The sequence below is a fragment of the Martinezella tropici genome (genome assembly GCF_008370325.1).
In the GTDB taxonomy this organism is placed as follows: Bacteria; Pseudomonadota; Alphaproteobacteria; order Rhizobiales; family Rhizobiaceae; genus Rhizobium; species Rhizobium tropici_B.
In genome coordinates this window covers 746,051-763,848 of record NZ_VNIP01000008.1, presented here as the reverse complement: position 1 = coordinate 763,848, position 17,798 = coordinate 746,051, and the positions used below count along the sequence as shown (strand labels likewise).

The following is a 17,798-nucleotide window of genomic DNA, read 5'->3' as shown; positions in this document are numbered from 1 at the left end:
GCCGTTCTCCTATACATGTGTCTTTCAGTTTCGGTGCTGCGTGCTCAAGACGTGCCCAGTCTGCCGGCGGCGGCCGTGTCCACAGACCAGCCGATCGGCACGCGAGACATCTACCTGGAAGTATTCATCAACAATACCTCGATGAAGATGATCGGTAATTTCAAGCAAGGCCCGAATGGCTCGCTTGCGGCCGCAGCCGCTGAATTGCGCGAGGTCGGCATAAAGCCGCCATCTGATACTGCCGACAACACGCTCATTGAACTCGGCGCTCTGCCCGGCTTGTCGTATCAGGTCGACGAGGAAACCCAGCGGCTCTATGTCCAGACGACCGACAACGGTCGTGCCCCGCATGTCATCGATATCAAACGGCAACAGGAAAGCACGGTGCCTGCGCCCCAGGCAGGCTACGGCGCCGTCCTCAACTATTCCCTCTATGCGAGCTCCAACAGCCTTTTTGAGGGCGGTTCAAGCCTGTTCCAAGGCATATCCGGCTCATTCGATGCCCGTTTCTTCAGCCCCTACGGAACGCTTAGCCAATCCTTCCTGGCCGGCTACTCCAACGGTAGCCTCGATGGAATAACCCGTCTCAATACGACGTGGAGCTATTCCGATGCGGAAAGGCTCCTTACCTACCGCGCCGGCGACATAACGACGGGCGGTCTCTCCTGGACGCGTCCGGTCTATTTCGGCGGCATTCAGTTCCAGCGCAATTTCGCGCTGCGTTCCGATCTGGTGACCGAGCCGCTGCCTGCGTTTGCGGGCAGCGCCGCCGTCCCTTCGACACTCGATATCTACACGCAAAACGTCCGCACCTATTCAGGTGACGTTCCCGCCGGACCGTTCGAAGTGACCAATCTTCCCGTCTTTTCCGGCGGTGGGCAGGCGACCGTAGTCTTGCGCGATAGCCTCGGGCGGGAGACGACGCAGACCTTGCCCTTCTATGCGTCCAATTGGCTTCTGCGCCACGGTCTGCTGGATTTTTCGGCGGAACTCGGTGTCCCGCGGCGAAATTTCGGCACGGAATCGGACGATTACGACGGCCGGATGATGGGCGTCGCCACGGCACGCTACGGATTGACCGATTGGCTGACGCTCGAAGGACATTTCGAAGGGGGCACGGATCTGCTGAATGGCGGTGTCGGGGCCGCCTTTCCTCTCGGTGCCTGGGGCGTGGCATCGGTTGCCGGTGCCGGGAGCAAAAGCGGCTCCCGCACCGGGGCGCTTGTGAATGCCTCGTTTGAGCTCAGCTACGACAGGTGGGCGCTCTATGCGCGCATGCAGCGCGCCTTCGACGATTACGACGACATAGCATCCGTTTCCGCCAGACCGACCGCGAGCACGGCGGATGAATTCACGATATTCAGCGCTGGCGTGCCGCGCGCCATCGATCAGATCACCCTCAGCGTGCCGGCGCCACTGGACCTTTCCAGCCTCAATCTTTCCTATACGAGGCTTGAGAACTCGGACGGAAGCAAAAGCCGGATCGCGGGACTTTCGTATAGCCAGACGTTCAAGCGCGCGACGCTTTACGCCACCGCCTTCACCGACCTTGATGAGCGAAGCAATTTCGGCGTTTTCGCCGGCCTTTCCATTCCCTTCGGCGACAACGTCATAGCGAATACGGGTATTCAAAGCGGGCCGAACGGACTTGACGTGGTTGCCGAGGTTTCGAAGCCGCTGCGGCAGGAGGATGGCAGCGTCGGCTGGCGGCTGCGTACCTCCGAAGGCGAGGATGCCAACCGGGAGGCTGCGATCGGCTATAGAGCGTCATTCGCTGAGTTCGAAGCCGGCGTCCAGCAGCAGAACAACCAGGCACGGGCGGTCGCGCGTATGGATGGTGCCATCGCGGTCGCGGGCGGCGGCGTCTTTGCCACCAACCGGATCGACGATGCCTTCGCTGTCGTCGACGTCGGCGCCCCGGATGTCGAAGTCCAGCAGCAGAACAGGCCTATCGGCAGGACCGGCCAGAGCGGTCGTATTCTAGTGCCGAACCTCAATTCCTATGAACCCAATACCGTTTCTATCGATCCCAAGAATCTTCCCGTCGATGCCGATGTGCCGGCAACCCGGGAAATCGTCGTCCCGGCGGATCGCAGCGGTGTCGTCGTCAAATTCGGCGTGGCGGAGGCACCGCAGGCGGCGCTCGTGACGATCAAGGACAAAAACGGGTCGCTGCTGCGAGCGGGCTTGAGCGGCGCACTGCAGGGATCGGACGAGCCGTTTGTCGTCGGCTATGACGGCCAAGCCTATATTCGCGGACTGCATGCGCGCAACTCGATCGACGTCTCGTTTGAGGATGGGACGAAATGCCATGCGGAGTTCGCTTACAAGCCGCAGCGGGGCGAGCAGGTGATGATCGATGATGTCAGGTGTTTTTAGGATGCTGCGATCGATTGCCCTTCTGCTAGTCTTACTACTGCCTTCGCTGTGCGCTGCCCAGAGCTGCAGCTTCACCGCAACCGATATGAACTTTGGCGCGGTCGATACCTTGTCGGGCACTCCGGTCAATTCGACATCCACGATAAATGTAAGTTGTTCCGGGGGAGTCCTGGATCTGGGCAAGCGACTCCTGATTTGCCCCAATATCGGCGCCGGCAGCGGTGGAGCATCCTCGTCGGCAGCACGCCAGATGGTGAACGGAGCAAGTTCTTTGAACTATCAGCTCTACTCCGATTCTGGGCGAAGCCTGATCTGGGGGTCGAGCACCTGGTCCTATCCGTCACGGGCGCCGGCCTATGCGCTGACAATGGCCCTGTTGAATGGTTCGCTGGTCGGCGCAACCGGCAGCATGACGGTCTATGGCTCGGCGCTGGGAAGCCCGCCGACGGCGGCGCCGGGCGGTTATACATCGAACTTCACCTCCCCTGACACTTCGTTCTATTACAGCTACAGCAGCGCCACCAGCTGCGCGTCGCCCTCGGGAACGGTGGGAACCGCATCGTTCAGCGTCAATGCGAGCGTCGCCGCTAACTGCCTGGTCAACGTCCAGAATGTCGACTTCGGCACGCAGGGCGTGCTGCGAACCAATGTCGACGCCACCGGTTCCATTACGGCAACCTGCACGCCAGGCACAACCTACACGATCTCGCTGAACGGCGGCACCGCGAGCGCCGCACCGACCGCCAGAAAAATGTCGAAGGGGACTGAAACGGTGACCTATGGTCTTTATAAGGATACGAATCGATCGCAGCCCTGGGGCGATGCAAACACGCCAGGAAGCACCGTCGCGGGAAGCGGAACTGGTGCAGGCCAGCTTCTAACGGTCTATGGCCGCGTGCCGCCGCAGACGACGCCATCTCCTGGGATCTATGAGGATACAGTGGTGGTCACGCTCACCTACTGACACGAACTCAAGACGGCGAGCCGGTCAGGCGGCGTTTTCGACACCTGGGCCAGCAGGCCCGCTTTTCACTGCCGACACGATCGCCATCTCCTCAAGCGCATCGGAAAAGCAGACCAGATTACGTCCGTTTCGTTTGGCCTGATAAAGGCGTTTATCGGCAACCATGGTGAGTTTTTCCCAATCCTCAAATGCGCATTGCGCACGCCAGTCGACACCGAAGCTGGCCGTGACCATCAAGCCATGTTCGTCGTTGATGACAGCCTGTGCCAGGGTCTTCCGCAGCCTTTCCGCGGTCGACCGTGCAGATGTTTCACTCACGTCACAGAGGACGATGATGAATTCTTCGCCGCCATAGCGCGCGAACAAATCATTGGGACGCAGGCATGGCCCCAGAATTTCGGCCGTTCTTTGAAGCGCCAGGTCGCCGACAGCATGCCCATGCCGATCATTGATCAATTTGAAATGATCGATGTCGAACATGATGACACCGAAGCCACGGAAGCCTGCTTTCCTTTCGGAAAACAGCCGGCCGACTGCCTCGCCGAGCGCGCGTCGATTAAGAAGTCCGGTCAACGCGTCTGTCTGAGAGAGGCGCCTCAGCTCTTCCGTCATCGCCTTGCGTTCCGTTTCCAGATGCCGCTTGAAACGCTGCTGCTCACGCAGAATATCGAGCCGCTGGAACATTTCGCGCACTTCCCGTCCGGCATGAGGCATTGGCGGTGGCGTCGCGAGGTTGCCTGCAGCAATCTCGTCAATCTGGCCTATGGCGGCAAGCATAGGCCTGAAAAGCGAGCGTCGCAGCGTGTAGGCCAACCCGATGACTACTACGATCGCCATGCCTGCCAACGAGGCGGAAACCAGCATGGCCTTCACAGCTTTCTCCCGAACTCTATCGAGCGAAGTCAGTGCAGTCGTTTCGATGAGCTCCCGCAGGATCTCGGTGGACTTCATTCCGGGAACGTATTTTGCCGTGAATTCGGCCGGTGTCGGCGCGTTGCCGCTGTTCGACTCGAAAGCAACACGCTGGGCATAGGGCAGCGATCCGGCAAAGTAGCTGACCGTCACCTGATCCAGCAGCTGTGCAACGTCCTGTGATTGCAGGGTGGTGGGCGCATAAGTCTTCAGAAGCGCGTTCACCTCGAAGAGGCGGTTCAATTCGCTGTCGAAAGCGATGCGATAGTGCGAACGAGCCTGGCCTTGCGAGGTCAGCATCATGACTACGTAGGATCCCAAGCGTCCTGCGCGCTCCCTCAGCGTCCCGGCCATCGATGTCAGCATGACTTCGGCGCCGGTCTCCGGCGCCAGAGCAATGATCGATCGGCCCGCAACGTCCCGGTAATCCTGCGCCCGGTCCGCCGCAAGGAACATTGCCTGGATCGCCTCTGCGATCTTCGCGCCGCTGCGCTCGTCGCGCGGCATGGCGACCATCGCGTCAACGGTCTGCCTGCCGAATTCCAGTTGTGCCTTGACCGCCATGAACGCGCTGCGCATCTCCGGCGACTGATTTATTTCCGTTCGAAAGAGTGTTTCGAGTTTGGCAATGTCCTTGTCGGTCTCATCACGGCTGGCCTTCAAGGCAGCGGCAAATTGCGGCTGCTCTTCTTGCGAAGCGCCCATGAGACTGTTTGCCGGTCCGCGTTCCCTCGCGATCATTGCAGCCGCGTGCAGCGCCGCGTGAAAACGGCCGAACTCCGTCACTCCCCGCTTGTGATTGATGTAATCCGACAGGCTAAAAGCAATCGTCGAGCCGGCCATCATCAAGCAAACCATGATAACAGCTACCGCGCCGATCCATTGAAGCTGTTGAATTCTGAGCCGTGACAAGAAATTCTCTCCAAAACTACCTTCTGTTCGACAATTACAGCAGATTCATTGAAATCTTCATTTAACGAACAGACTTAAAACTTCTTCATTTTCGAGAGCGGAGAGACCGCAATAGCCAGCCGACGGCGTCTGCTTTCACGTCTTTACGATGACATCCCGCTCGCGGACGCGATAGGGAAGAATAGTGCCGAAAATGAGTTTTAGTCACATTTGTCCGGTTCGCTTGCCGGGGATGCGCCCGGCCGAGGAAACGGACATGCTGATTGATGAAGCCGCCAAGCAACTACCTCGGGAAGGCTTCGGCTTTCTGGCTGTCGAACGGAAGGTCGATGGCGCGCTGATCGGCGGTGATTTCGACGACATCATCGTACCGCCAGGCCACGCCCTGCGGCCTTATGTGCTCTATCGCATCGATCGTCCAACGCAACAGACCCGCGGATAGACAGGGACGATCCACGATGCAGGCAGGCGATCTTCGTCCTTGCCTTGTCGATCCTTTCACGCGACAAACTTGCCATGAGTGTACCGACAGCCCATCCTTTCGACTTCGATCCGACCTATGGCCTGCGGCTTTCCCAGTTGCAGGCTATCGAGATACCGGAAGCCCCACCCGGCTTCGACGATTTCTGGCAACGGCGCTACCAAGCCGCCATTGCCGTCGACCCGCAACCGAAGCTTCGTCACAGCAGGTTGAGTCACGACAACTGGCATGTTTTCGATATCAGCTATGTGTCGACGGGATCGTTTCAGATCAACGGTTGGCTGCTTGTCCCCCGCCATGGTCAGGTGCGACGCGGGCTCGTCGTCGGACATGGATATGGAGGAAGGGACCAGCCCGAATTCGACTTGCCACTGGAAGAGACCGCTGTTCTATTTCCCTGCAGTCGCGGGCTTTCTCTAAGCGCCTGCCCGCTGATCCCATCGGATGCGTCGGGACATGTGGTGCACGGCATCGGACATCGCGACACCTACGTCATCGGCGGCTGCGTCGAAGACATCTGGCTTGCCGTTTCGACCTTGGAGACCCTCTACCCGTGGCTTGCAGGCCATATCGGCTATAGCGGTATCAGCTTCGGCGGCGGCATCGGTGCATTGGCAATTCCGTTCGATGCGAGAATCAGACGCGGCCATCTCGTGGTCCCGACTTTCGGCCATCGTCCGCTGTGGCTGACCTTGCCGACCGTGGGCAGCGCGCAATCCGTTCAGGCCTATCAGAAGCAACATGGCAGCGTTCTGGAAACCTTGCGCTTCTTCGATGCCGCAATCGCGGCAAGCCGGATCACCGTTCCGATGCTTGTCGCGCCTGCCCTTTTCGATCCGGCCGTTGCGCCGCCCTGCCAGTTCTCCGTCGCAAATGCGCTGCAGAAGTTTAACGAAATCTTCATCCTGGATGCCGGCCATTTCGATTATACTGGTGGCGAAGAGCAGAACGCGATTCTGCAAGACAAGGTCGGGCGATTTTTCAAGGTGCTATGAACCGCGAATACCTGCGCTGGTACAGCCCACGGCTGGATCGAGACATGGAGCTGCTGGTGTTCGGTCATGCCGGCGCCAAGGTGTTGGTATTTCCTACGCGCGACGGTCGGTTCTGGGAATATGAGCAGATCGGCATCGTCGCCAGCCTCGCCGACAAGCTGATCGGCGGGCACCTTCAGCTCTATTGCATCGAAGGGCTGGCCAGGGAAACCTTCTACAGCGCTCATCGCCATCCGGCCGAACGCATTCGCAGGCATAAAGCGTTCGAGGAATATATCCTGAACGAAGTCCTGCCGCTGATGGCGCAGAAGAACGCGCATGAGTGCACCATCGTCCATGGCTGCAGCCTCGGCGCCTTCCAGGCCACCAGCCTGGTCTTCCGTCACCCTCACCTTTTCCGCAAGCTGGTGGCTTTTTCCGGCCGCTACGATCTGACGATGACGGTCGAATCCTTCGCTGACCTGTTTGACGGTTACTACGACGACGAAATCTACTTTCACACGCCGACGCATTTTCTGCCGGGGCTAGCCTGCGATTGGCGATTGGAGAAATTGCGCCAGATCGAGATCGTCATCACGATCGGAGACGCCGATCCCTTCATCGACAACAACCGCCATCTGAGCCGCCTGCTGGCCGACAAACAGATCGACCATCGACTGCACGTGTGGGGTGGCCGCGCCCATCGAGCCGGCGCATGGCGCAGAATGGCGCCGCTTTACATCTGATCAGGCGACCGACACCGCGAACCCCGCATATGGCGAGGTCGCATCCGCCAGTGGCATATCAGGCAAGTCCGGCCGGGATTGGCCGCAAAGCCTTGCGCGCACCGTAGTCCCGCTCGTGAGACTTGCGATGCTGCTGCTCGGAGCTTGCGGAGAACTCGACCAGAACGCGTTCCATCATGCCGTCCGGATAGGTTCCGGTGTCGGCTGTCTCGACTTCCGACTGGGCAGTAACGATCTTCAGATTCATCTTTAGTCCTCCGGCTCGGCACGGAAACCCTTGATTCCAATGTTTGTTCCATTAGTATCCGCATAATTGTTAAAAAATTAACTACGTCCGTTAATCAATTCGGGCGCGGCGGTATCGAACTTGAACGGCTCGCTGGATTGGAACATTCTTGCCATCCTGACGTTCAATCTGCGATTGATTGGGGAGCTTGATGTATCCATCCAAATCGCCCTGGAAACGGCCCTGGTTACCGCCGGCAAAACAATCGACATCGATTTCGACTTGAGACCGGCCTCGGGGATCCATCGAGAGCCCGAGTGATTTTCGCATGCCTTCGATCAATCACTATCCAATCGGCTGATAGACTGGAGCAGATCATGGCCATCGTCGTCACATCGATCATTCTGGCACTCATAGGTCTGGCGCTTGGCGGCGGTGGGCTTTGGCTGGTGCTGCTCGGCGGAAGTTTCTTTTATCTTCTGGCTGGGCTCGCCTTTCTCCTGACCGCCATCCTGCTTGCCGTGCGCAAGGCAGCCGCCCTTTGGCTCTATGCAATTTTCGTGCTTGCAGCGCTTGCCTGGGCGATATGGGAGGTCGGTTTCGACTGGTGGCAGCTCGGTCCGCGCGGCGGCCTCATCATTCTGATCGGGCTCTGGCTGCTGACACCCTGGATCCGGCGCCCGCTCGGCTTTCGCAGCCTCGACGGCGTTCACTATGGGGCCAATCCCTGGCCGCTTGCCATCTCTCTCGTCATCGCCATTGTCGTTGCCGTTTATTCGATGACGACCGATCCTCACGATCTAGCCGGCGACTTGCCTACGACCGTAGTGTCTAATGCCCCGATGGGCGGCGATGTGCCTGATGGCGAATGGCATCAATATGGCAGAACCTCCTTCGGCCAGCGCTATTCGCCCCTCGATCAGATCAATCCGCAGAATGTCGCCAATCTCAAGGAGGTCTGGCGTTACCAGACCGGCGATGTGAAGCGGCCCGACGACATCGGTGAGACCACCTATCAGGTGACGCCGCTGAAGGTGGGCGACACGCTTTTCATTTGTACGCCTCACAGCCTGGCGATCGCGCTCGACGCGAAGGATGGCAAGGAAAAATGGCGTTACGACGCCAACGCCGGCATGAACCCCAACCGCCAGCATCAGACCTGCCGCGGCGTCTCCTATTATCACGACGCGACTGCCGCAGGCGGGGCGCCCTGCGCCGACCGTGTTTATCTGCCGACTTCGGATGCCCGGCTGATAGCGCTCGACGCAGCCAATGGCAAAGTGTGCCCGAGCTTTGCCGATCAGGGCACGCTGCATCTTGAGGCCGGCATGAAATACAATCCCGCCGGCTACTATTATTCGACGTCGCCGCCCGTCATCGTCGCCGACAAGATCATCATCGGCGGTGCGGTCAACGACAATTACTCGACCCAAGAGCAATCCGGCGTCATTCGCGCTTTCGATGTCCGGACCGGCACGCTGCTCTGGAACTGGGATTCGGGCAATCCGGACCATACGACCCCCATACCAGTGGGGCAGACCTACACGACGAATTCGCCGAACAGCTGGTCGGTCTCCAGCGCCGATGAGGCGCTCGGCATGGTCTATGTACCGCTTGGCAACCAGACGCCCGACCAGCTCGGCATGGGCCGCAGCGAAAACGTCGAACGCTTTTCCTCCTCGGTGGTGGCACTCGATATCAACACGGGGCAGCTCAAATGGGTGCAGCAATTCGTGCATCATGATCTTTGGGACATGGACGTGCCGGCGCAGCCCGTGCTCTTCGACATGACAAAGGCCGATGGCGGTGTCGTTCCCGCACTGCTCGCCTCGACCAAGCAGGGCGACATCTATGTGCTCGATCGCCGCACAGGCACGCCGATCATTCCTTTCAAGGAGATTCCGGCGCCGGGTGGCACCATTCCAGAGGACCATGCCTCACCGACACAACCGATCTCGGACCTGACCTTCTCGCCGCCCCCACTCAAGGAAAAGGACATGTGGGGCATCTCGCTGTTCGACCAGCTTGCCTGCCGCATCTCCTTTCATCAGCATCAATATGAAGGCCGCTACACGCCGCCGTCGCTGCGCGGCTCCATCATCTTCCCCGGCAATTTCGGCACCTTCAACTGGGGCAGTGTCGCAGTCGATCCGGAACGCCAGATCATGTTCGGCATGCCGACCTACCTAGCCTTCACGTCGCGGCTGGTGCCGCGCGCCGAGATCCCGCCGAAGGGAGCTGGCGACAAGGGCAGCGAACAGGGGCTCAACCGCAACGAGGGCTCACCCTATGGCGTCTATATGGGACCGTTCGTCAGTCCGCTCGGCATTCCTTGCCAGGCGCCGCCTTGGGGCTATGTCGCGGGTGTCGACCTGAAGACCGGCAAGATCGCCTATAAGCATAAGAACGGCACCGTCCACGACATGACGCCCTTGCCGCTGCCCTTCAAGGTCGGCGTTCCCGGCATCGGCGGCCCGATGGTGACCAAGGGTGGCGTCGCCTTCCTCGCGGCCGCGGTGGACGATTATCTGCGAGCCTACGATGTTACCAGCGGCAGGCAGCTCTGGCAGGCACGCCTGCCGGCGGGCGGCCAGGCAACGCCGATGACCTATACGGCCAGCGACAACAAGCAATATGTCGTCATGGTCGCAGGCGGTCACGGCTCCGTGGGAACGAAGCCGGGCGACTATGTGATCGGCTATACGCTGCCATAGGCCCGATGGTTTTGATCAGCTTTTCCGGGAGCGGAATTGGTCTGGTTCGATGTGATCGCCGTCATCTTCGGACGGAGGCTCCCAGCCGAAAACGCTGCGGCCGCCATAGGAGTAGGAGCGGTCGAACTCGCCGGCGACGATCTCCTTGAGATCGGGGCCGGTGACATAGCGCTCCAGTATTCTCGACTGATCATCCAGACGCTTGAGAGCCGACAATTCCTCGTCGCGGCCGAGGCGGCCCTTCCTGACCGCCGATTTCATCACGCTGATCGTCTCATCATAGACCTTCAGCGGCACCGGAAAAGGATGCCGGTCCTTGCCGCCATGGGCGAGGGAAAAGCGCGCAGGATCGGAAAAACGGCATGGCGCGCCATGCACGACTTCGGCGACCATCGCCAAAGCCTTGACCGTTCTGGCGCCGACGCCGGGCGTCAGCAGCAATTCCTGGAAATCGACCGGACCACGGTCGGCCGCGGCGGCAAGGTTTCCATGCAAACGCCGCATGTTCACATCTTCTTCGCGCACGTCATGATGGGCCGGCATGATAAGATAGGGCAACGTCGGCTGAAGCTCGATTTTATTATTTACTTCAGCTTGTCTCTCCAGTGCATTGAATTCACGAATAATTCCATCCGGACCGAGCGAAGCGAGCAAATCGAGCTGTTCGCTGCGGGAACGCTCCGCACGTCGATCGGCGAGATTGATGATCTCGCCCTGCTCGCGCCCTTCGATGGCTGCGTGGGGTGAATCCAGAAAGCTCGTGAGGCCTTCGGATAACCAGTGATAGCGCCGCGCCTGCCGGCGTTCGCCATTCATGCCCTGCTGGATGACGACCCATTTGCCATCATCCGCGACGATGAAGCCATGCAGGTAGAGATCGAAGCCATCCTGCACGGCTGCGCTATCCACTTTCGCGATCAGCCGGCTCTTGGTGGCGAGCGACGCGCCGTCGATGCCAACGCGATTGCCGATATCAACCAGTTCGCCCGGCGTCTTGCGCGACTGCGCGCCACGGCCGCCGCAGACATGGATGCCGAGTTCGCTGGAGAGCGGCGTCAGGCCGCGCTTCAAGGCACCAAGAACGCTTATCGTGATCCCCGAGGAATGCCAATCCATGCCCATGACGGCGCCGAAAGACTGAAACCAAAAGGGATTGGCGAGACGACGAAACAGCTCGTCGCGGCCATAATGCTGCACGACCGCCTCGGTGATGACGGCACCTAGGCGCGTCATCCGGTCTCCAAGCCAGCGCGGTACACGGCCGCCATGCAGGGGAAGGTCAGCTTTGCCAGCTCTTTGTGCCAAATCCTCGACTCTCGTTCTTTGCGGGGGCATTGTAGTCCCCGCGGCCGAGATGCGCCATCCGCAAGGCGGAGCGTTTACCGCAGGGTGCAATACTGGATCGCGATAAAGTCAAGCCGACAGCGCCACGGGCGCAAAGTCCTGCATTGCTCCCGAGAACGGCTTGGGTAACGGCGAGGCATAGGAACTGCGTTTGCTGGTGGACAGACCCAGGGACACCAGGGCCTCGGCCTGCTTGACCGCCGCGGCGACACCGTCCACGACCGGGACGCCGTAGATCGATTGCAATTCTCTTGCGAGATCCGTCATGCCGGCACAGCCGAGTACGATTGCCTCCGCCCCATCCTCCGCAAGCGCGCGTTCGATTTCCGCCCGCAGTTTTCCGATCGCGCCGGAAGACGGGTCCTCGAGCTCGAGAACGGGAATGTCTGAAGCTCGAACCTTCGCCCGCGCGCCCATGCCGTAGCGCTGGACGAGGTTGTCGATGAGGATACGCGAACGCTCGAGCGTCGTCACCACGCTGAAGCGCTGCGCGAGAAAGCCGGCGGTCGCAACAGCGGACTCGCAGAGCCCGACGACGGGAACGTCACAAAACATGCGGGCAGCTTCCAGGCCTGTGTCGTCGAAGCAGCAGATGATGGCCGCGTCATAGCCCGCCGCCTGCCTCTCCCTCAGTTCGCGCAGCATGCCGGGTACAGCTAGCGCTCCATCGTAATAGCCCTCGATCGAAGCCGGCCCCATTTGCGAGGTGGCGGTGATGATCTCGGTGCCTGCGCTTGCAACGGCTCGCGCGGCGACTGCCGCCTTCTCCGTCATGGAAACGGTCGTATTCGGATTAACGAGCAGCAGGCGCATGATCTCAACTTTTCTTGGCTTGGCGGCGGCCGAGCATGGTCATGACTGCAAGCGCCAGCAGGATGATAGTGAAGGAAAAGAGCGTCGTCACCGTTCCGAGCGCATAGAGCACTGGCGTCGTGACGTTCGTCGTCATCCCGTAGACTTCGAGCGGGAGGGTGTTGTAGGTGCCTGACGTCATCAAGGTGCGAGCGAACTCGTCATAGGACAGCGTAAAGCCGAACAGGCCGACGCCGATCAGGCTCGGTGCGATCATCGGCAGCACGACATGGCGGAACGTCTGCCAGGGGCTGGCGCCGAGATCACGGGCGGCTTCCTCATAGGCCGGCGAAAACCGGTTGAAGACTGCGAACATGATCAGCACGCCGAAGGGCAAAGTCCAGGTCAGATGCGCGCCGAAGGCCGAAGAATACCAGGCTGGCGCAAGACCGCCCTGCTGGAAGACCACGCCGATCCCAAGCGAAATGATGATGGATGGTACGACAAGGCTCGCAACCGTCGCGTAGAACAGGAATGTCGATCCGCGAAAGCGGCGGCGAAAGGCGAGCCCCGCCAGCAGCGACACGACGACAGTCACGATCATGACCATCACGCCGAGTATCAGCGACCGCTGGAACGAGGCACCGAAATCTCCGACCGCCTGCTTCTCGAAAAGATTGGCGAACCAATGCAGCGACACGCCGTTCAACGGGAACGTCAGGCCGCCATCCGGCCCTTGGAAGGACAGGATGACGACTGCCGATAGCGGGCCATAGAGAAACAACACGAAAATGGTGAAGAAGATCGCCAGGATGTAGAATTCCAGGCTGCGCTTTTCGCGATTCATCTCAAAGCTCCTTGCGGATATCGACGATGCGCAGGATGGCGGCGACCATCAGCAGCACGACGATCAGCAGCACCACCGCATTGGCGGCTGCCGCCGGATATTGCAGCAGCGACATCTGGTTCTTCATCATCAAGGCGATGGAAGCACTCTGGCCGCCGGACATCACCTGGACGGTGGAAAAATCAGCCATGACGAGCGTGACGACGAAGATGCTGCCAATCGCCATGCCGGGCTTGGCAAGCGGAATGACGACGTTCCACAACACCTGCCAGCCGCTGGCGCCGGCATCGCGCGCGGCCTCGAACAGCGAGCGGTCGATACGCATCAGCGTATTGAAGATCGGCGTCACCATGAACAGCGTATAGAGGTGGACCATAGCCAGCACGACGGCGAAATCGGAATAGAGCAGCCATTCGATCGGCTTTGGAATGAGACCCATCTCGATCAGCGTCGAATTGACCAGCCCGTTGCGCCCGAGCACCGGTATCCACGAGATCATGCGGATGATGTTGGACGTCATGAACGGCACGGTGCAGACGAGAAAAAGGATCATCTGCGTCGAGGTGCGGCGGATATGGAAAGCCAGGAAATAGGCGACCCAGAAGCCGATGAAGAGCGTCAGTGCCCAGACGATCGCGGTGAATTTCAATGTGTTGAGGTAGGTTTTCCATGTAACCCACGAACCGAGCGTATCGGTGTAATTCGTGGTCAGGAATGCCGGATAGAGGCCAGCGAAATCATAATCCCAGAAACTGACGATGCCGATCATGGCGATCGGCAACAGGAAGAAGAAGCCGAGAATGAGAAACAGCGGCGTTGCCTGCAGATAGGCGACGGCCCAGCCGGGTACGGCAAATCCACGCCCGGGCTTCTGAGTTTCCTGCTCCGCATCCGAGGAAGCGATTGTCGCCATGGTCCGGCCTCTCCATTGGTAGGATCCTCTCCCCGTTTTTAAAGGGGAGAGGAAATGATCGATCGCAGCTTAGGCAGCGATGAATTCGTTCCAGCGACGAACCATGTAGCGGTCCTCATCCATGACCGAGTTCCAGCAGGCGACGGCACCCATGCGGGTTTCGAAGGAGCCGCCATCGCGAACGGCGCCCGCCTTCTCCATCACCTTGCCTTCTGGAGAGAGGATATCGCCCTGCGCCGGCTTGCCCTCGATCCAATAGCCCCATTCGTCGGCCGACATGAACTGCTTGGCCGTTTCCATGCAGGCGGAATAGTAACCCTGGCGGTTGAGATAGCCGCCGACCCAGCCCGAGGTGTACCAGTTGATATACTCATAAGCCGCATCGAGCTGCGCACCCTTGAGATGCGAGGCGAGGCCGAGGCCGCCGCCCCAGGCGCGATAGCCTTCCTTGAGCGGCTGGAAGGTGCAGGCAATGCCCTTCGAGCGGACGGCGGCAACCGCCGGCGACCACATGGACTGAATGACCACTTCGCCCGATGCCATCAGGTTGACGCTTTCGTCGAAGGACTTCCAGAAAGCGCGGAACTGGCCATCGCCCTTGGTCTTGATCAGGAAGTCGATGGTCTTGTCGATTTCCGCCTTTGTCATGTTGCCTTTGTCGGCATATTTGATCTTGCCGGCGGCTTCCATGATCATCGCGGCGTCCATGATGCCGATGGACGGGATATTGAGGATCGCGGTCTTGCCCTTGAAGGCCGGATCGAGAATGTCGGCCCAGCTGTTGATCGGACGACCCGTGAGATCGGGACGAATGCCGAGCGTATCGGCGTTGTAGATGGTCGGAACCATCGTCATCCACTGCGTCGGCTCCTTGGCGAATTTCTTCGAGCCCTGCCCTTCGACAAAGCCCACCGTGTGCGGCGCCGTGCCCTGCGCGATGACGCTGTCGGGCTTCAGCTTGCCGTTGATGAAGAGCGGCACGATCTTGTCGTAATATTTGAGCTTCTTGACGTCCATCGGCTGCATGACGCCGGTCGGGAAAACCTTCTTGGCGATCCAGTATTCGATGTCGGCGATATCGTAGCTGTTCGGCTGCGTCACGGCCCGCTGTGCGGCGGCATCGGAATCGGTCGCGGTCATCTCGAGCGTAATGCCAAGATCCGCCTTGCACTTCTCAGCAATGGCATTGATGTTCGAAACGCCGGTGCCGAACTGGCGCAGCGTGATGTTCGATTGCGCCCAGATGGTCGGAAAGCCGGTGATGGCGCCGGAGCCTGCCATGGCGCCGAGAGCGGCAGCGCCGGTCTTCAGCAGCGAGCGGCGGGAAATGCCTTTCGTCGTCTTGGTAGTCTTGGTTTCAGTCGTCATGTCAGTTCCCCTTTTTTTGATGCTTCAGATTTTCATGCGGACATACGGCCGAGAAGGATCGCGTCCTCCTGAGCCCAGCTCAATGAGACGGCATCGCCGACCGCTATGGATTTGGCGGCGTCATCGTCGTTGCTTGCGATCACCGTGAAATCGTCGCTTCCTGCTCCGATAACGGTGATCTTCAGCGTCGCACCGCGATATTCGACATTGGAGACCACGCCGTTGAAGCCGAGGCCTTTACCGTCAGATTGCGAAAGCCGGACACGATCGGTGCGGATGGCGATATCCACGGCTTCGCCGGTCTGGCGCCCCGTTCCTCTTACGGAAAAGCCCTGCCCTTCCGGCACGGCCATGGTGACGAGGCCGTCTTCGCTCGAGGTTACCCGGCCCGACAGGACGTTGTGGTCGCCCATGAAGCGGGCGACGAAAGCCGTTGCGGGATGCTCGAAGACCTCCCGTGGCGAGGCGGCCTGCTCGATCCGCCCGTCATTCATGATGACCATGATATCGGCAAGCGCCATCGCCTCTTCCTGGCTGTGCGTGACATGGACGAAGGTGATGCCCAATGTCTTCTGCAGCTTCTTCAGCTCGGCGCGCATGCGGATCTTCAGGAATGGGTCGAGCGCCGACAGCGGCTCGTCGAGCAACAGCGCTTCCGGATCGGTGATCAAGGCGCGTGCCAGCGCGACCCGCTGCTGCTGACCGCCTGAAAGCTGCGCCGGGCGCCGGGTCGCATAGGCTTCCATCTGCATGAGCTTCAGCATTTCGAGCGCCTTGGCGCGACGCTCATCCTTTGCAACACCCTTCATCTTCAGGCTGAAAGCCACGTTGTCGATGAGGTCGAGATGGGGAAACAGCGCGTAAGACTGAAACATCATCGCCGTGCCGCGCTTGGCGGGCGGGAAGTCCGTCACCACGGTATTTCCAAGGCGGACGTCGCCGGAGGAAATGCCTTCATGCCCCGCGATCATGCGTAGCGTCGAGGTCTTGCCGCAGCCGGAGGGACCAAGGAAGCAGCAATAGGAGCCTGCCGGTATTTTCAGACTGATCGCATGAACAGCCGTGGTGGCCCCGTAGACCTTCGAAACGGACACTATATCGATCTCTGCCGCTTTCGACATCATCTTCCCCTTTGGTTTGGGAAAGACACTGCATCAATCGTGCCAGTTTCGCTGCGGTGCTCTAAATTGCTGAGATATTTGCCTTATTCCGGAGACAAGGAGTTTCTGCCTTTCTGTAGGCAATCCGGTATCTGCTCACCAAATAGGCTATTGTGCTCGATTTGTGCAAATTATTGTATACAATTTAGCGTCGTCTTTGCATAAGATTTCGTTTAACTTCGGCCCGAAACCAGCTATCATTTTTAGCGACCATTCAGGTAACCGAAAATGAATTCTTCAGCAGACGGGCTTCTGACACCCATCGATTCTACAGAGACAGGCGTACAGCAGATCCGTGACGCCATTCGCGACGCGATCGTCGAACGCAGGCTTGCACCCGGCACGAAGCTGTCCGAGAGCGATGTCGGCGGCCTGTTCAATGTCAGCCGGACCCTGGCGCGCGCCGCCTTGCAGGCGCTTTCCTATGAGGGTCTCGTCAGCGTCGAAAAGAATAGAGGCGCTTTCGTCGCCTATCCATCGCCCGAGGAGGCCAGGCAGATATTCGCCGCGCGCCGCCTGGTGGAGCCGGGCATATTGAAATCGGCAGCCGAGCGGATCACCCCGGTTCAGCTCAGGCAGCTCAGACAGCTTCTCTTGGAAGAAGGCCGCCTGATGGGCGAGCGCGGCCAGTCCGCCCGCCGGGCCGAGATCAAGGCTTCTGGCGATTTCCATCTGATGGTGGCGGCCATTTCCGGCAATCTTATCATGCAGCGCTTCATGGAAGAGCTTGTCGCCCGCTCGTCATTGGTGATCGCGCTCTACGGACAGTCGAGCGTCTCCAGCTGCGGCCATTCCGAGCACGGCGACATCATCACCGCTCTGGAGCAGAAGGATGTCGACACGGCCTGCCATCTGATGCTTCATCACATCGCGCATATCGAAGCCGATCTCGATCTGCGCGAGCGCAAAAGCTTCGGCCTGAAAGAAGCGTTCGAGCGGTGAGACGACTGTTTTACAGACAGTCCCGATCGGATCACTGCCTATCGGTTCAAGGGGAAAAGTGCGCATGACGGAAATCCTTTTTACTGGGGCCAGGCCCGCTAACGGCGATCCCATCCTCCAATGT

At 59.6% G+C, this 17,798-nt stretch carries 16 protein-coding genes; 8 read left to right on the top strand and 8 right to left on the bottom strand.

The window, feature by feature from the left end:
- Positions 1-15 precede the first annotated feature (15 nt).
- Both FP026_RS16695 and FP026_RS16690 read left to right on the top strand, forming a co-directional pair.
- A complete protein-coding gene (locus FP026_RS16695; RefSeq protein WP_149635717.1) occupies positions 16-2,379 on the top strand; it encodes a fimbria/pilus outer membrane usher protein in 2,364 nt (787 codons plus the stop codon).
- A 1-nt stretch (position 2,380) separates the two neighbouring features.
- Positions 2,381-3,343, top strand: a complete 963-nt coding sequence (locus FP026_RS16690; protein ID WP_149635787.1) for a Csu type fimbrial protein — start codon at positions 2,381-2,383, stop codon at positions 3,341-3,343.
- A gap of 24 nt (positions 3,344-3,367) precedes the next feature.
- Here the strand turns inward: FP026_RS16690 and FP026_RS16685 are convergent, their stop codons facing one another.
- Complete coding sequence (locus tag FP026_RS16685) at positions 3,368-5,167, bottom strand: diguanylate cyclase (RefSeq protein WP_149635716.1); 1,800 nt, start codon at positions 5,165-5,167, stop codon at positions 3,368-3,370.
- Positions 5,168-5,423: 256 nt separating this feature from the next.
- Here FP026_RS16685 and FP026_RS16680 point away from each other — a divergent pair, with 256 nt between their 5' ends.
- The 3 genes from FP026_RS16680 to FP026_RS16670 all read left to right on the top strand — a co-directional run bounded on the left by FP026_RS16680 (position 5,424) and on the right by FP026_RS16670 (position 7,368).
- Positions 5,424-5,609: a hypothetical protein gene (locus FP026_RS16680; protein WP_246665366.1), complete on the top strand. Its 186-nt coding sequence runs from the start codon at positions 5,424-5,426 to the stop codon at positions 5,607-5,609.
- Positions 5,610-5,683: 74 nt separating this feature from the next.
- Complete coding sequence (locus FP026_RS16675) at positions 5,684-6,643, top strand: acetylxylan esterase (protein WP_149635715.1); 960 nt, start codon at positions 5,684-5,686, stop codon at positions 6,641-6,643.
- Positions 6,640-7,368 carry an esterase family protein gene (locus FP026_RS16670; protein ID WP_149635714.1) on the top strand — a complete coding sequence of 243 codons (729 nt, stop codon included), beginning with the start codon at positions 6,640-6,642 and terminating at the stop codon, positions 7,366-7,368. Before FP026_RS16675 ends, FP026_RS16670 begins: the two co-directional genes overlap by 4 nt.
- A gap of 58 nt (positions 7,369-7,426) precedes the next feature.
- Here the strand turns inward: FP026_RS16670 and FP026_RS16665 are convergent, their stop codons facing one another.
- Positions 7,427-7,615, bottom strand: coding sequence for a hypothetical protein (locus FP026_RS16665; RefSeq protein ID WP_149635713.1), 189 nt, complete (start codon positions 7,613-7,615; stop codon positions 7,427-7,429).
- Positions 7,616-7,735: 120 nt separating this feature from the next.
- Between FP026_RS16665 and FP026_RS16660 the strand changes: the two genes are divergently transcribed.
- Together FP026_RS16660 and FP026_RS16655 are read left to right on the top strand one after the other, a co-directional pair.
- Complete coding sequence (locus tag FP026_RS16660) at positions 7,736-7,915, top strand: hypothetical protein (protein WP_149635712.1); 180 nt, start codon at positions 7,736-7,738, stop codon at positions 7,913-7,915.
- 56 nt (positions 7,916-7,971) lie between these two features.
- Complete coding sequence (locus FP026_RS16655) at positions 7,972-10,308, top strand: glucose/quinate/shikimate family membrane-bound PQQ-dependent dehydrogenase (RefSeq protein ID WP_149635711.1); 2,337 nt, start codon at positions 7,972-7,974, stop codon at positions 10,306-10,308.
- A 15-nt stretch (positions 10,309-10,323) separates the two neighbouring features.
- On the opposite strand, the gene FP026_RS16650 is transcribed toward FP026_RS16655, so the two are convergent.
- The 6 genes from FP026_RS16650 to FP026_RS16625 form a co-directional block, all read right to left on the bottom strand.
- Positions 10,324-11,613: a DUF763 domain-containing protein gene (locus FP026_RS16650; protein WP_149635710.1), complete on the bottom strand. Its 1,290-nt coding sequence runs from the start codon at positions 11,611-11,613 to the stop codon at positions 10,324-10,326.
- 108 nt (positions 11,614-11,721) lie between these two features.
- Positions 11,722-12,465 (bottom strand): aspartate/glutamate racemase family protein, encoded by a 744-nt coding sequence (locus FP026_RS16645; protein ID WP_149635709.1) that lies wholly within the window; start codon positions 12,463-12,465, stop codon positions 11,722-11,724.
- A 4-nt stretch (positions 12,466-12,469) separates the two neighbouring features.
- Positions 12,470-13,291, bottom strand: a complete 822-nt coding sequence (locus FP026_RS16640) for an ABC transporter permease (RefSeq protein ID WP_149635708.1) — start codon at positions 13,289-13,291, stop codon at positions 12,470-12,472.
- A 1-nt stretch (position 13,292) separates the two neighbouring features.
- The gene (locus FP026_RS16635; RefSeq protein ID WP_149635707.1) at positions 13,293-14,204 is read right to left on the bottom strand and encodes an ABC transporter permease; all 912 of its coding nucleotides are present in this window, start codon (positions 14,202-14,204) and stop codon (positions 13,293-13,295) included.
- Positions 14,205-14,273: 69 nt separating this feature from the next.
- Positions 14,274-15,572, bottom strand: coding sequence for an ABC transporter substrate-binding protein (locus FP026_RS16630; RefSeq protein WP_149635706.1), 1,299 nt, complete (start codon positions 15,570-15,572; stop codon positions 14,274-14,276).
- A 32-nt stretch (positions 15,573-15,604) separates the two neighbouring features.
- Positions 15,605-16,693 carry an ABC transporter ATP-binding protein gene (locus tag FP026_RS16625; RefSeq protein ID WP_149635705.1) on the bottom strand — a complete coding sequence of 363 codons (1,089 nt, stop codon included), beginning with the start codon at positions 16,691-16,693 and terminating at the stop codon, positions 15,605-15,607.
- Positions 16,694-16,960: 267 nt separating this feature from the next.
- On the opposite strand from FP026_RS16625, the gene FP026_RS16620 reads away from it, so the two are divergent.
- Positions 16,961-17,674, top strand: a complete 714-nt coding sequence (locus FP026_RS16620; RefSeq protein ID WP_149635704.1) for a GntR family transcriptional regulator — start codon at positions 16,961-16,963, stop codon at positions 17,672-17,674.
- Positions 17,675-17,798: the final 124 nt, after the last annotated feature.

Excerpts from the sequence above, each read along its gene's own strand:
- FP026_RS16695 (WP_149635717.1), top strand. The coding sequence starts at position 16 with ATGTGTCTTTCAGTTTCGGTGCTGCGTGCTCAAGACGTGCCCAGTCTG.
- FP026_RS16690 (WP_149635787.1), top strand. The coding sequence starts at position 2,381 with ATGCTGCGATCGATTGCCCTTCTGCTAGTCTTACTACTGCCTTCGCTG.
- FP026_RS16680 (WP_246665366.1), top strand. The coding sequence starts at position 5,424 with ATGCTGATTGATGAAGCCGCCAAGCAACTACCTCGGGAAGGCTTCGGC.
- FP026_RS16675 (WP_149635715.1), top strand. The coding sequence starts at position 5,684 with ATGAGTGTACCGACAGCCCATCCTTTCGACTTCGATCCGACCTATGGC.
- FP026_RS16670 (WP_149635714.1), top strand. The coding sequence starts at position 6,640 with ATGAACCGCGAATACCTGCGCTGGTACAGCCCACGGCTGGATCGAGAC.
- FP026_RS16665 (WP_149635713.1), bottom strand. The coding sequence starts at position 7,615 with ATGAATCTGAAGATCGTTACTGCCCAGTCGGAAGTCGAGACAGCCGAC.
- FP026_RS16655 (WP_149635711.1), top strand. The coding sequence starts at position 7,972 with ATGGCCATCGTCGTCACATCGATCATTCTGGCACTCATAGGTCTGGCG.
- FP026_RS16645 (WP_149635709.1), bottom strand. The coding sequence starts at position 12,465 with ATGCGCCTGCTGCTCGTTAATCCGAATACGACCGTTTCCATGACGGAG.
- FP026_RS16640 (WP_149635708.1), bottom strand. The coding sequence starts at position 13,291 with ATGAATCGCGAAAAGCGCAGCCTGGAATTCTACATCCTGGCGATCTTC.
- FP026_RS16635 (WP_149635707.1), bottom strand. The coding sequence starts at position 14,204 with ATGGCGACAATCGCTTCCTCGGATGCGGAGCAGGAAACTCAGAAGCCC.
- FP026_RS16630 (WP_149635706.1), bottom strand. The coding sequence starts at position 15,572 with ATGACGACTGAAACCAAGACTACCAAGACGACGAAAGGCATTTCCCGC.
- FP026_RS16625 (WP_149635705.1), bottom strand. The coding sequence starts at position 16,693 with ATGTCGAAAGCGGCAGAGATCGATATAGTGTCCGTTTCGAAGGTCTAC.
- FP026_RS16620 (WP_149635704.1), top strand. The coding sequence starts at position 16,961 with ATGAATTCTTCAGCAGACGGGCTTCTGACACCCATCGATTCTACAGAG.